Below are 13,316 nucleotides of genomic sequence, written 5' to 3'. Positions count from 1 at the left end.
GTCAGCATGACCGGCGCCCTAGGCCGCCTCCTCCGCGCGGATCATGTAGCCGGCGTTGCGGACGGTATGGATCAGCGGTTTGTCGAAGCCGCGGTCCAGCTTTTGGCGAAGCCGGGAGACATGGACGTCGATGACGTTGGTCTGGGGGTCGAAATGGTAGTCCCACACCTTCTCCAGCAGCATCGTCCGCGTGACCACCTGGCCGGCATGGCGCATCAGATGCTCGAGCAGGCGGAACTCGCGGGGCTGGACGTCGATCTTCTTGCCCGCGCGGGTGACGGTGCGGGAGAGGAGGTCCAGCTCCAGATCCGCAACGCGGAGCTTCGTGGCGGGCACCTCGGCGGCGGGGCGGCGGCCGAGCGCTTCGACGCGGGCCAGGAGCTCGGCGAAGGCGAAGGGCTTGGTGAGGTAGTCGTCACCGCCCGCCTTCAGGCCGCGCACGCGCTCATCCACCGCGGTCAGCGCCGTGAGGAAGAGGACGGGGGTGCGATTCTCCTGGGCGCGGAGGGTCTCAACAAGGCGAAGGCCATCCACGCCGCCGGGCAGCATCCGGTCCAGCACGAGGAGGTCGAAGGGTTCGCCGGCGGCGGCAAAAAGGCCGTCCCGGCCATTGTCGCGGTGCTCGACGCTATGGCCGGCCTCGGTGAGGCCGCGGCGGACGAATCGGGCGACCTCGGGGTCGTCCTCGACGAGGAGGATTCGCACAATACTTCCCTGGTTCTCATCTGCGCGGCGCCCGCGGCGCCGCACCACTGCCCCATAGCGTCACGCAAGGGAGCAGGGCGCAAGATGCGCTATTTCTGGCCCATCGCCCGCAGATCCGCCAGACGCGCCGCGTAGCTGCGGGCAAGGCACCCCTCCTGCCCGGGGCCGGCCCGGCCGCAGCTGCGGTTCCGTTCGGCGAGCCAGGCGCGCTGGCCGGCGGCGACACCGGGGAGGCCACCGACGCGCAGATAGGCCGCGCCCAGGTCCCGATCGAGGGTGGAGAGCGCGTCCGACCCGCAGATCGTCTGCTCGACCGAGGTGGTGGCCGCCGCGCAGTCGAAGGAGGGCTGTGCGGCGGCGATGCCGGGCAGGAGCAGGGCGGCAATCAGGGGAAGGATGCGCCTCATTGCTGCGGCGTCGTCGAGGTTCCCGTCCCCGGCGGGCGGCGTCCGACCTGGACGTTGATGTCCTGGCTGCGGCCGTCCCGCGTCAGGGAGAGGCGCACGCTCTGCCCGGGAGTGACGCCTGCAATGGTGCGGATGAGGGCGCGAGACGTCTCGACGCGCTCTCCGTTCAGGGCAGTGACGAGGTCGCCCTGCCGCAGGCCCGCGCGGGCGGCGGGGGAGTTCCGCTCCACGCCCTGGATCTGCACGCCGCGGCGGCCGCGCGGCGCGTCGGCACCCGCATCCTGCACGGCGACGCCGAGCCAGCCACGCTCCACCCTTCCATCGCGCCGGAGCTGGTCGATCACGCTGCGGGCCAGATCGGAGGGCGTGGCGAAGCCGATGCCGGCGGAGGCGCCGGAGGGGGAGTAGATGGCGGTGTTGATGCCGATCACCTCGCCGGCCGTGTTGAACAGCGGGCCGCCGGAGTTGCCGGGGTTGATGGCGGCGTCGGTCTGGATGAAGTCGTCGAAGGGGCCGGCGCCGATCTCGCGGCCGCGGGCGGAGACGATGCCTGTCGTAACGGTGCCGCCGAGGCCGAAGGGGTTGCCGGCCGCCATCACCCATTGCCCGACACGGACGGGGTTGCTGCCCCAGGGCACGGCGGTGAGCGGCACGCGGGATTCGATGCGCAGCAGGGCGAGGTCCGTCAGCTCATCCGTGCCGACGACGCGGGCCGGGTGCTCGCTGCCGTCCTGGAGGGAGACGACGACGCGGGCGGCGGAGCCGACAACGTGGTTGTTGGTGACCACGAAGCCAGCGGAATCGATGATGAAGCCCGAACCCGCGCCCTGCACCTGCTGGCGGCCGCCATTGCCGCCGCGGGGGCCGCGAAAGTAGCGCTCGAAGGGGGTGCCGCGCAGCTCGGGGGGAATCTGCTGCTCGCCGGTCACCGCGATGTTCACGACGGCTGGCAGGACCGCTGCGGCGAGGTCCGCGAAGTCCGGCACCACGGTGAAGCGGGTGCCGGGGGCGGCGGTCTGGGCCTGGGCGTCGAGCGGGGTGCAGCCGGGCGCGGCGGCGAGGGCCGCGATGCCGAGCAGGGCGGCACGGCGTGGCATGGGCTGGCGCATGGGGGCGGGAGGTTCTCCGGCGATCGGGCGGGGCAGGCTTCTCCTCTCATAGAGAGGGAATGATGCGGGCCCGTTCAAGGCGTCATGCCGTCCGGGAAGGGTCTTCCGGCCAGTCGTGGCGCGGATACCGCCCCCGCATCTCCCGCCGGACCTCGGCCCAGCTGCCGCGCCAGAAGCCGGCAAGGTCCGAGGTGACGGCGATCGGCCGGCCGGCGGGGGAGAGGAGCGAGACCTGCAGGGGGATGCGGCCACCCATGAGGCTGGGCGGATTGGCCAGGCCGAACAGGTGCTGGGCGCGGGCTTCCAGCGCTGGAACCTCGCGATCGTAGTCGATGGCGGCGGAGCGACCGGCGGGCAGGTCCAGTCGCGCGGGCAGCTCGGCATCCAGGCGGCGTTGCAGGGCCCAGGGGGCGAGGCCGCGCAGGATGGCGGCGGCGTCCAGGGTCCGCAGCTCGGACAGCTTGGTCAGGCCGTGGAGATGGGGGGCGAGCCATTCCGCGGCGGTGGCGGCCAGGGCGGCGTCGGAGACGTCGGGCCAGGGGTCGCCCTCCGTCGCGTGGGCCCAGCGAAGGCGGGCGCGGGTCGCGGTCGCGCCCTTCGTCCAGTCGAGGTCGCGGAAGGCGCGGCTGGCGGCGGCACGGGCCAGGGCCTCCGCCACCTGGGCGGGGTCGGCATGGGGAAGGGTCGATTCCTCCAGCACCAGAGGGCCGAAGCGGAGGCGGCGGCGGGAGACGACGGCGTTGGTGCGGGTGTCGAACTCCGTCACCTCCTCGCGCACCAGGCGCTCGGGGAAGCGGGCCTCGAGGGTAGCGCGGTCCAGCGGAGCGGCCATGCGGATGCGGGCCTCGGTGCCGGCGAGCTCCATGGCGGCGACGGCCAGGAGGGGGGATTTGCGGAGGGGGTCGGTGGCAGAGAGCCGGGCGCCCTGGCCGGAGGCGAGGCGGTAGGCGCCCTCCATCGTGCCGCGGCGGGCGGCGATGCGGTCGGGGAAGCCGGCGGCAAGGAGGGCGCCGGGGTCGCCGTCCGGCTGAGTCCGCTCGGGGACGGAGAGGCGGCGGCGGTGGAGCTGGGCGGTGCGGCGGATGCGCTGAACGGCGGCGCGGTCGGCCTCCGGGTGGTCGCCGCCCTGGAGGAGATCGAGGCGCATCGTGAGGTCGCAGGGGGCCTCGCGGTTGCGGATGGGGTCGCGTTCCTCGAGCAGGGCGGCGAGATCGGCGGCGAGCGCCCCCTCCCCCGGCGTGCGGGTTTCGACCATCACGCGGGCCAGGCGGGGATGGGCGCCGAGGCGGGCCATGTGGCGTCCGGTGGCGGTGATGCGGCCTTCCCCATCCAGCGCGTCGAGGTCGTGGAGAAGGGTGCGGGCCGCGGCGAGGGCGCCTTCGGGCGGCGCATCCAGGAACGGAAGTGCGCGCGGGTCGGCGCCCCAAGCAGCGCAGTCGAGGGCGAGGCCGGAGAGCTCCGCCTCCAAGATTTCCGGGCGGTCGGCGAGCGGCAGGCCGCGATGCAGGGCCTCGGTCCAGAGGCGGATGGCAACGCCGGGCTCGGTGCGGCCGGCGCGGCCGGCGCGCTGCTCGGCAGCGGCGCGGGAGATGCGGACGGTGGCGAGGCGGGTGAGGCCGGTGGCGGCATCGAGCCGCGGGGCGCGGCGGTAGCCGCCGTCCACCACAATGCGGACGCCGGGGACGGTGAGGCTCGTCTCGGCGATAGAGGTGGCCAGCACCACTTTACGGCGGCCGGTGGGGTGGGGGTTGAGGGCGCGGTCCTGCTCGGCGGGCGGCATCTCGCCGTGGAGCGGCAGGATCTCGGCGTTGATGCCGGAGAGGCGGTCGGCGGTGCGGCGGATCTCGCCCCAGCCCGGCAGGAAGGCGAGCACGTCGCCGGGGTGTTCGCGCAGCGCGTCGCGGATCGCGGCTGCCATGGCCTCCGGGAGGTCGCGGGGTTCCTTGATGTCACGCGGGCGGTGGTGGACCGCGACGGGGTAGGCACGGCCGGCACTCTCGATCACCGGAGCGTCCAGCAGGGTGCCGAAGCCGGCGGCGTCGAGCGTCGCGGACATGGCCAGCAGGCGCAGCTCGGGGCGGAGGGCGCGCTGCATGTCCAGGCAGAGGGCGAGGCCGAGATCGGTGTCGAGATGGCGCTCATGCGCCTCGTCGAACAGCACGGCGGAGACGCCCTGCAGGTCCGGGTCGGATTGCAGGCGGCGGACGAGCAGGCCCTCGGTGATCACCTCGACGCGGGTGCGGTCGGAAACCGCGCGGTCGAGGCGGGTGGAGAGGCCGACGAGGCCGCCCGGGGCCCCCTCCCCCGCCAGATCGGCCATGCGGCGGGCGGCGGCGCGGGCGGCGACGCGGCGGGGTTCCAGCACCAGAATCTTGCCGGTGGCCCAGGGCTCGTCGAGCAGGGTGAGCGGGGCGATGGTGGTCTTGCCGGCGCCGGGAGGGGCGACGAGGACAGCGTTGGGGCCGTCCCGCAGGGACGCCAGGAGCGCGGGAAGGGCCTCGGAGACCGGAAGTACGGGGAGCTGCATCGCGGTGCCGGTCTCGGGGGCGGGGGGCGGCTTGTCAAACGGCGGTGTCCAGCCACCGCTGCCGCCGCGAGGCCCGGCTCAGGTCACGGCGGTCGGGACGATGCGGGCCGGCGCGGCCGTGCCGCGGGTTTCGGGCATGGCAGCCCAGAACAGCAGCCCGCCCAGGGCGGCGATGGAGGCCAGGGCGAAGAAGGCGGTGTCGTAGCCGTACCTCACGACGAGAAGGCCGGAGAGCACCATGCTGAGCACGCCGCCGATGCCGTGCACCGTGCCCACCACGCCCTGCGCGGCCGCAAAATGCCCGCTGCCGCGCGTGAGGTCCGCGACGATGACGGGGAACAGCGCGCCGATCAGCCCCGCGCCGACGCCATCGAGCAGCTGCACGGTGATGAGCCAGGGCGTGCTGTCGGACAGGGTGTAGAGCATGCCACGCAGCGCGAGGGCGACGAAGGCGGCGAGCAGCAGCGGCTTGCGCCCCCAGGCATCCGCCCGCGCGCCGGCAAGGGCGGCTACCGGCACCATCACCGATTGCGCCGCGATGGCCGAGGCCGCGGTGAGGGTGATGCCCTGGCCGAGATTCGCCAGCGCCAGCTTCTGCGAGACCAGGCCGAGCATGGAGGCGTTGGCCAGGTGGAACAGGGCGCCGCAGCCCGCGAAGATCATCAGGGGCCGAGATTCCAGCAGCACGCGCCAGGCGGAGGGGCGGACGCCATGCGCCGTGTCGCCGGGCAGCAGGCCGCGGGCGACGTCATGGTTGATCGAGCCGGCGGGGACGGCTGCGGCGGCGGCCAGGCTGGCCAGCAGGGTGAAACCCATGCTCCAGAACAGCACCTGGCTGCCGAAAAGCGGGGCGGTGAGCAGGATGACGAGGCTGATGGTGCCGTCCCCGAGATGGAACAGGGATTCGTTGCGCCCGGCCCGGCGCGCGAAGCGCTCGGGCCCGACCATGCCGAGGGCGATAGCGGAGAGGGTGGGGCCGATGGTGACCCCGGCCAGCGCGCCGATCAGCCCCGCCGCCGCGACCGGCCAGAACTGCGGAAAAAGGGGAATGGCAAGGCAGGTGGCTGTGACGATCGTGACCGCGATGGCGATCAGCGCGCGCTTGGCTCGCACCGCATCCACCAGCGCCCCCATCGGTGCCTGGGACACGAGGCCGGTGAGGCCGCCGAGGGAGAGAGCGGCGCCGATGCTCGCCGCGTCCCAGCCATGCTCGGTCATCAAGTAGACGCCGAGGAAGGCGCCCAGCCCGTAGCGGGCATCGGAGATGAAGAAGCTGAGCGCATCGAGGGCGCGCTCGGCGCGGGGCGCCTGCTGCATGGAAACGCTTCCATCCTGGGGCCCCGCCCTTGGATGTGGGGCCCGCGTTTGTAACAGGGCCTGCGGAATCGCGGTTCAGGAAATCGGGATGGCCACCCCCCGTCCGGCGCGCCCCCTGGGCAGGCCGTGTCCGGCTGCCCAATTGCGGCTCACACCTTTCAGGACCATCCCATGCAGAAGCGCGCACTCGGCCGATCCGGCCTGGAGATCGCTCCCCTTGTCTTCGGGGGCAATGTCTTTGGTTGGACGGTGGATGAGCGGACCAGCTTTTCGCTGCTGGATGGCTTCGTGGATGCCGGGCTGGGCGCGATCGACACGGCGGATGTCTATTCCCGCTGGGCGCCCGGGCATGTGGGCGGGGAATCCGAGACCATCATCGGCAACTGGCTGCGCACCAATCCTGGCAAGCGGGAGAAGGTGCTGATCCTCACCAAGGTGGGATCCGATATGGGCCAGGGGCATAAGGACCTGTCGGCCAAGTGGATCGAGCGCGCGGTGGAGGATTCCCTGCGCCGTCTGAACACCGATGTGATCGACCTGTACCAGTCGCATTGGCCGGACCCGAACACCCCCCATGAGGAGACGCTGCGGGCCTATGAGGCGTTGATCCGCGCGGGCAAGGTCCGGGCGATCGGGACCTCCAACTACGACGCCGCGCTGCTCTCGGATTCGCTTTCGGTGGCGAAGGAGAAGGGGCTGCCGCGCTACGAGAGCCTGCAGCCGAAATACAACCTGTATGACCGCGCGGAATTCGATGGCGCGCTGCAGGAGCTGGTGGTGCGCGAGGATATCGGAGTCATCAGCTATTACGGGCTGGCCTCGGGCTTCCTCTCCGGCAAGTACCGGTCAAAGGAGGATCTCTCGAAGAGCAAGCGTGGCGCGGGGATCGAGAAGTATCTCGATGCGCGCGGCATGCGGATCCTGGGCGCGCTGGACGAGGTTTCCGGCCGGCTCGGGGCGAAGCCGGCCGAGGTGGCGCTGGCCTGGGTGATGGCGCGTAAGGGCGTAACGGCGCCGATCGCCAGTGCGACGAGCCTGGAGCAGCTCGCCAGCCTCGTGCGGGCCGTGCATCTGACGCTGGGTGCGGAGGATGTGGCGGCGCTGGATGCCGCGAGCGCGTAAAGCCGGCCTGGGGGACGGGCGGGCGCCGCGCTTCCGCCTGCCCCTGGCCCTTCCTTGCCTTGCCCGAGGCCCCGGCCCTATGCCCCCCTCATGCGCGCCCTGATCCTCCTCCTCCTGGCGATCCTCCTCGCCCCTGCCCTGGCGCAGGCCGTGGAGAGCGATGCGGTGGAGACGCCGCGCGCGCGGGTGACCCTGGTGGCGGAGATGGCTGCGGTGGCACCGGGGCAGCCCTTCCGCCTAGCGTTGCGGCAGGTGCTGGCGCCGGGCTGGCACAGCTACTGGACCAATCCGGGCGATGCCGGAGAGCCACCGGCGCTGGATCTTTCCCTGCCGGATGGTGGCGAGGCGGGGACGATGACGTTTCCGGCGCCGCAGCGCATCCCTTTTGGGCCGCTGGTGAATTTCGGCTATCTCGGCGAGGCAGTGTTCCCGCTGGTTGTGACGCCGCCGAAGGATCCCGCGCCCGGGCGGCTATTCACCATCGAGGGCACCGGGCGCTGGCTGGTCTGCGCGGATGTCTGCATCCCCGAGGAGGGGAGCTTCCGGCTGGACCTGCCGGTGGAGGCGGCGCCGCGCCCTGACCCTGCCGCAGCCGGCCTGTTCCGCGCTGCCGAAGCCGCCCTGCCCCGCCCTTCTGCCTTCGCCGTCCGCGCGGGGTTCGAAGGGGCGAAAGGGGCGATCGAGCTGTCCGGGACAGGTATCGGGCCCGGGGCGGTGCGGGAAGCCTACTTCTTTCCCGAAAGCGCCGGGGTGGTCGAGAGCGCGGCGCCGCAGATGCTGTCCCTGCGGGACGGGGCGCTGGTGCTGACGCTGACGCGCGGGACGTCGCCGGTGCCGGAGGCACTCTCGGGGGTGGTGGCCATCACCGATGCGGCGGGGGTGCGAAGCGCCTATGCGGTTTCGGCCGTACCCGGGGCGGTGCCGGCGACGGCCGGCACGGGGGCGGGCTTTCTTGTTGTCGTGGGCTGGGCGCTGCTGGGCGGATTGGTGCTGAACCTGATGCCCTGCGTTTTCCCTGTGCTGGCGATGAAGGCCATGGGGCTGGCGCGCCTATCCGGCGCTTCGCGCGGGGCGGTGCGGGGGGAGGCGCTGGCCTATGTGGCCGGGGTGGTCGTCGCGTTCCTGGCGCTGGGCGGGGCGCTGGTGGCGGCGCGAGCGGCGGGGATGGCGGCGGGCTGGGGGGTGCAGTTCACCTCGCCCGTGCTGGTGGCCTGCATGGCCTGGCTGATGCTGGGAGTGGGGCTGAACCTGTCCGGCGTGTTCGCGGTGCATGGGCCGGCGCTGGGCGGCGGAACTCTCGGACGCGGGGCGCGCGGGGGCAGTTTCGGGACGGGGGTGCTGGCCGTCGCGGTGGCGACCCCCTGCACGGCGCCCTTCATGGCGGCGGCTCTCGGGGCAGCGATGGCCATGCCGGCGGGGCCAGCCCTGGCGGTGTTCGGCGCGATGGGGTTGGGCATGGCGCTGCCACATCTGGTGCTGGCAGTTGTTCCGTCCCTTGCCGGGCTGCTGCCGCGGCCGGGGGCCTGGATGGAGCGGCTGCGGCAGGCCTTGGCCTTCCCGATGTATGCGGCGGCGGCTTGGCTGGCCTGGGTGGTCTCTGTGCAAGCGGGGCCGGATGGGCTGGTGCCGGTGCTGGGCGGTGCAGTGCTGGTCGGGTTTGGGGCCTGGGCGCTGGGGGTGTCGCAAGCGACGCCGCGCCGGGGGTGGATCGGGCGCGGGCTCGCGGTCGTGTCGGTGCTGGGGGCGCTGGCGCTGCTGCCGCGGCTGTCGGACGCGGCGGGGCCAGGTGTGGTGGCGGAGACTTCCGGGGAGGCCTGGTCCTCGGCCCGGGTGGCGGCGCTGCGGGCGGAAGGGCGGCCCGTTTTCGTGAACCTGACCGCGGCGTGGTGCATCACCTGCCGGGTGAACGAGCGGATGGCGCTGGAGACTGAGGCGACGCGGGCCGCCTTCGCGAAAGCGGGGGTGGCGGTGCTGACGGGGGATTGGACGCGGGGCGACGCGGCAATCTCCGCCCTCCTCCGGGAGCAGGGGCGGGAGGGCGTGCCGCTCTACCTGCTGTACCCGGCCGGGGGCGGGGCGCCAGTGGTGCTGCCACAGATCCTGACGGAGCGGATGGTGATCGAGGCGGTGACGGCTGCGCGGGAGGCGATGCGCCCAGCAGCGTGAGGCCGGCGTGACGGGCGGCGGCGGGGCGCTATGCTACCACTGCCGGTTCGGAGCCCCCCTTGGCGGAACGGTAGACGCAGGCGACTTAAAATCGCTCACCCGTTGGGTGTGCCGGTTCGAATCCGGCAGGGGGGACCACCATCTGCATGCAGCCCTGTCTACGGGGCAGCCCGACCGGCAGCCCGACCGGCAACCCGCGTGCCGCGCCGGTGGTTAACGCCCCTCCCGAGCAAGGAATGCCAGCATGCCGGCCGCACGGATCGCGAAGGCCTTGATGCAAGGCGCACTGCGCCGCCTGCAGTACCGCGCGCTCGGTTCCATTGGGCTGCGGGGATGGAAGATGGACCTGTTCCGGGTGGTCCGGGACATGGTCGCGGCGCGAGGGCGGACCACGCGGCCGGGCCGGCGTGATCCGCTTTGAGGGGACGGATGGTATCTGCGGCCGTGGGGCGGGGCTTTGCGGTCCTGTTGCTCGGGGCGGGCCTGTACGCCTGCACTGCACCACAGGGCGAGGCTGTGGATGGTCTTCGCGCTGACGAGGGTCTCTATGAGGCCCAGGTCCGCGATCATGTGGAGGCTATGCAGGAGGGGATGGCACGCGCCCGCCTGGAGCTCGCGCGACGGGCTATCCGCAGGATGATGCAGGGGCCCGGCTAGGGCGCCTACGCTCCCTTGCGCAGGTTCTCCGGCCACGTCTCGACACTTCGCACCCTTTGCTACGGCCCGGTCCGGCTGCGGGGAGGCTCCGTCCGACGCGCATGGAAGAGATGTCGGGAGCAGATGAACCAAGACGCGGCGGAAAGCGAATACCCGCCTTCACACCCGTGGATGCGAGACCGCTGCCGGACTGTGCCTCGGCGGGCTTGCTGAGGCCCCGGCGTTGTCAGGCGCCGGGGCAGCTCTGCGAGGCTATTGCGCGGCCGAGGCGAGCGTGCCGGAGACCGGGGTTGTCGCAGCCGGTGTGCTGGACGCCATCGTGCCGGACTGGGGGCCGGCGACGCTCCGATGCACCCAACCCTCGGGCGCGGATTCGCCCACCTGGTACCAGCCGCCCGGGGCTGTGCCGTAGATATTCAGCACCGCGCCGCTGCGCGCGACGCGCAGCACCGAGCCGCCGCCATTTGGCGAGGAGCGAATGTTGCCGCTCTGGCGCATCGTCACTGTGCCGCTCGGGGTACCGGGTGCGGAGGCAGCAACGGCGGAGAGAAGGTCGGGCGTCTTCGGAGGCTCCGGCGTGGCCTGATCGAGGATGGGCAGGCCGTTGGGGAGCGGCGGCGTCTGCTGTGCCACCGGGGTGCCGCCGGCGCGGGAGACCGGCCCGCCACCATCGAAGCAACGACCGACGAGTTCGACATAGACCCGCGTCGCCTCAATGTTCGTGCGGGCAAGGTGCTGTTCCACCTCCATCGTGGAGGCGTTCACGACGGAGACGAAGGGCAAGAACACCGTGTCGTTGGTCAGCGTCGCTTGGCCGCAAACGGCATAGGTGTTGGCCATCGCCTGCCGGTGCGTCTCCACGGCGCGGAAGCGCAGCGCGCTGCCGTCCCGCGCGACGGTGCGCAGGCGTTCCTCCGCCGCGGCGCGCACACGGCTCGCCGTCTCTTCCGTGCGGCCGGCGCTGTTGTTAGCGGCTTGGCCCTTCGGGGCATCCTCGAAGCAGCCGCCCAGTGCCAGCAGCCCGGCGAGCAGAAATCCCTTGCGCATCATCCTGTTCCACCGGGTTGTTATGACCTCCCTCAAACGCAACCGGGGCCCAAGGTGCCGGTTCACGATGCCGTGGACTCGGCGGATACCTTCACCTGTGTTGATGTTCCTACCGCGATGGTGGGGTGGAGGGTTGCGTGACGGAGTTGCTGGTGGCGGTGGATACGGTCTGCCCGTGGTGCTGGGTCGGCAAGCGGCGGCTGGATGCGGCATTGGCGATGCTGGCGGAGGAGGACATCAATCTCTCGGTCCGGTGGCATCCGTTCCAGTTGAACCCTGACATGCCCGCCGGCGGGATGCCCCGCGCCGAGTATCGGGCGCGGAAGTTCGGCAGTGTGGAGCGCGGGCGGGAGCTGGATGCGCGGCTGGCGGCGGAAGGCGCGAAGGACGGGCTGCTTTTCGATTTCGATCGTATCGCGCGCACCCCCAACTCGCTCGACAGCCATCGGCTGATCCGGCTGGCGATGTTGGAGGGCGGGTCGGCGCTGGCGGATCGCGTGGCCGAGGGGGTGTTCTCCGCTTACTTCGCCGAGGGACGCGACATCGGGGACGCCGCGGTTCTTGCGGCGATCGGCGACGCGACCGGGCTACCACCAGGGCGAAGCGCGGCGATGCTTGCAGGCGAGGAAGGGCGGGCCGAGGTCGCGGAGGATGCCGCACAGGCCCAGGGGCTGGGCGGCGTGCCGGCGGTGATCCTGGGACGGCAGCTGGTCATCTCCGGGGCGCAGCCGGCGGCGGCGATGGTGGAGGCAATTCGGGCTGGGCTGCGGGCGCCGGCTTGAAGGGGTGTGCTGCTGGCCCGCAGGGGCTTGCCTCCTATCCCCACCGGGGACCTAGCGGCGGGCTGCCGCGGATCCGATGATTGCGGGTAGCGCCTCCTCGATGGGCTCCATTGGCGCTTGATGCTCTGTTGAGCGTCGAGATTCGTGGAGCCTCGACGACTCGTCTGCCGGGCATTCCGCGGCAGCCCCTCAGAAAGAAATGAGGGAGGTCCAGGAGGGAGAATTGCTTCTCCCTCCTGGGGCGGCCATCACCCCAGTGCCTTAGCGGCGCGGCGGCCGGAGCGGATCGCGGCGTCGATAGTGGCGGGCAGAGTAGGCTCCATCCAGTCGCCGGCCAGGGACAGGTTGGGCAGGATGAGGACGGGGGGCGGCTTCGGGTCGCCCGGGCGGTGGCGCGGGGTGGCGCGGCGTTCCTTCACGGCGCGGCAGGCGGGCGGGGTCTCGGGCCAGTTGCCGGGCAGGGAGAAAGCGCGGGCCAGGGCGCGGATCTCGGACCAGGCGCGGGGGGCGAGGTCGGTGGTGGCTTCGCGTGCCTCGGCGTCAGCGGCACTGACGGTGACGGCCACGGCGCCGGGGCGGACCAGAACCCATTGGCAGAGGCCGCCGAGCAGGCCGAGGAAGCGTACCGGGCCGGGCGTTTCATGGGCGAAGTGCAGGTTGAGGATCGGCGCGTGCTCCGCTGGCACGGGGATGCCGGGGAGTAGGCGGGCGGCTTCCCAGGGCGGAAGGGCGAGGATCACCTTGTCGAAGGGGCTCAGGACGAGGGTCTCGTCACCGAATTCGAGGGCGTCGACGCGTTCCTCCCCGTTGAGGCGGAGGGATTTCAGCCGGGCGTTGTGACGAATGGTGGCGCCACGGGCGCGGAGGGCGGCCAGAGCGGGTTCGACCAGGTCCGGGCCGAGGCCGCGGCGGGCGACGAGCAGGCGGGCGGCGCCCGGGGCGCCGACGCGGCGGAGCACGGCGGCGAGGCGGCGGGAGGAGGCCTCGGCGACTGGGGTGTTGAGGGCGGCGATCACCAGGGGTTCGACGAAGCCGCGCAGGAATTGCGGGTGGGCGGCGAGCGCGGGGCCGACGGCGCGGTCGCCGGGGCCCGCGAGGCGCGCGAGGGCCATGAGGGCGCGCGGCGTGAGGCCGTCCGGCCGGTTGGCGGCGCGGAGCCAGCCGAGAGGGGAGAGGGCGACGCGGCGGGCGGTGCCGTCGGCCATGTCCAGCACGGGGAGGCCTTCGGGCTCGGGTTCCACCCAGTGCTCGAGGGCGCCGAGGTCGCGAAGGAAGGCCAGGGCGGTGCGGTTGGCGCCGAGCAGGGCGTGGGTACCGTTGTCCGTGCCATCAGGCAGGGCGCGGGCGCGGCCGCCAGCGCCGGGCGCGGATTCATGCACCACCACGGGGCCGCGGGTCGCGAGCGCGGCGGCGAGGCCGGCGAGGCCGGCGCCGATGACGTGGGTGGTCATGGGGCCAAGCGTGTGGCCGGGTGCGC

The 13,316-nt window shown here is 72.4% G+C and carries 11 protein-coding genes and 1 tRNA gene; 5 read left to right on the top strand and 7 right to left on the bottom strand.

What is annotated here, in order from left to right; translation table 11 throughout:
• Positions 1 to 18 precede the first annotated feature (18 nt).
• The 5 genes from ACVBD7_RS00445 to ACVBD7_RS00425 form a co-directional block, all read right to left on the bottom strand.
• Complete coding sequence (locus tag ACVBD7_RS00445; RefSeq protein ID WP_458095553.1) at positions 19 to 705, bottom strand: winged helix-turn-helix domain-containing protein; 687 nt, start codon at positions 703 to 705, stop codon at positions 19 to 21.
• Positions 706 to 794: 89 nt separating this feature from the next.
• The gene (locus tag ACVBD7_RS00440) at positions 795 to 1,112 is read right to left on the bottom strand and encodes a lysozyme inhibitor LprI family protein (protein ID WP_458095552.1); all 318 of its coding nucleotides are present in this window, start codon (positions 1,110 to 1,112) and stop codon (positions 795 to 797) included.
• Complete coding sequence (locus tag ACVBD7_RS00435; RefSeq protein ID WP_458095551.1) at positions 1,109 to 2,221, bottom strand: S1C family serine protease; 1,113 nt, start codon at positions 2,219 to 2,221, stop codon at positions 1,109 to 1,111. The genes ACVBD7_RS00440 and ACVBD7_RS00435 overlap by 4 nt, the downstream gene beginning before the upstream one ends.
• An 82-nt stretch (positions 2,222 to 2,303) precedes the next feature.
• Positions 2,304 to 4,748: an ATP-dependent helicase HrpB gene (hrpB, locus tag ACVBD7_RS00430; protein WP_458095550.1), complete on the bottom strand. Its 2,445-nt coding sequence runs from the start codon at positions 4,746 to 4,748 to the stop codon at positions 2,304 to 2,306.
• 78 nt (positions 4,749 to 4,826) lie between these two features.
• On the bottom strand, positions 4,827 to 6,065 hold the full coding sequence (locus ACVBD7_RS00425) for an MFS transporter (protein WP_458095549.1): 1,239 nt from the start codon (positions 6,063 to 6,065) through the stop codon (positions 4,827 to 4,829).
• Positions 6,066 to 6,236: 171 nt separating this feature from the next.
• On the opposite strand from ACVBD7_RS00425, the gene ACVBD7_RS00420 reads away from it, so the two are divergent.
• The 4 genes from ACVBD7_RS00420 to ACVBD7_RS00405 all read left to right on the top strand — a co-directional run bounded on the left by ACVBD7_RS00420 (position 6,237) and on the right by ACVBD7_RS00405 (position 9,774).
• Complete coding sequence (locus tag ACVBD7_RS00420) at positions 6,237 to 7,187, top strand: aldo/keto reductase (RefSeq protein WP_458095548.1); 951 nt, start codon at positions 6,237 to 6,239, stop codon at positions 7,185 to 7,187.
• A gap of 90 nt (positions 7,188 to 7,277) precedes the next feature.
• Positions 7,278 to 9,353: a protein-disulfide reductase DsbD family protein gene (locus ACVBD7_RS00415; RefSeq protein WP_458095547.1), complete on the top strand. Its 2,076-nt coding sequence runs from the start codon at positions 7,278 to 7,280 to the stop codon at positions 9,351 to 9,353.
• A gap of 53 nt (positions 9,354 to 9,406) precedes the next feature.
• A tRNA-Leu gene (locus ACVBD7_RS00410) sits at positions 9,407 to 9,491 on the top strand.
• A 106-nt stretch (positions 9,492 to 9,597) separates the two neighbouring features.
• On the top strand, positions 9,598 to 9,774 hold the full coding sequence (locus ACVBD7_RS00405; RefSeq protein ID WP_458095546.1) for a hypothetical protein: 177 nt from the start codon (positions 9,598 to 9,600) through the stop codon (positions 9,772 to 9,774).
• Positions 9,775 to 10,262: 488 nt separating this feature from the next.
• Here the strand turns inward: ACVBD7_RS00405 and ACVBD7_RS00400 are convergent, their stop codons facing one another.
• Positions 10,263 to 11,057, bottom strand: a complete 795-nt coding sequence (locus ACVBD7_RS00400) for an SH3 domain-containing protein (RefSeq protein WP_458095545.1) — start codon at positions 11,055 to 11,057, stop codon at positions 10,263 to 10,265.
• 137 nt (positions 11,058 to 11,194) lie between these two features.
• On the opposite strand from ACVBD7_RS00400, the gene ACVBD7_RS00395 reads away from it, so the two are divergent.
• Positions 11,195 to 11,839, top strand: a complete 645-nt coding sequence (locus tag ACVBD7_RS00395) for a DsbA family oxidoreductase (protein ID WP_458095544.1) — start codon at positions 11,195 to 11,197, stop codon at positions 11,837 to 11,839.
• A gap of 248 nt (positions 11,840 to 12,087) precedes the next feature.
• Here the strand turns inward: ACVBD7_RS00395 and ACVBD7_RS00390 are convergent, their stop codons facing one another.
• Entirely contained in the window at positions 12,088 to 13,290 is a 1,203-nt protein-coding gene (locus tag ACVBD7_RS00390; protein ID WP_458095543.1) for a hydroxysqualene dehydroxylase, read from the bottom strand.
• Positions 13,291 to 13,316 lie beyond the last annotated feature (26 nt).

The organism is Roseomonas sp. WA12 (assembly GCF_054165765.1).
Note: the sequence above shows the minus strand (reverse complement) of the source record. Positions and strands in the feature narration are given on the sequence as shown.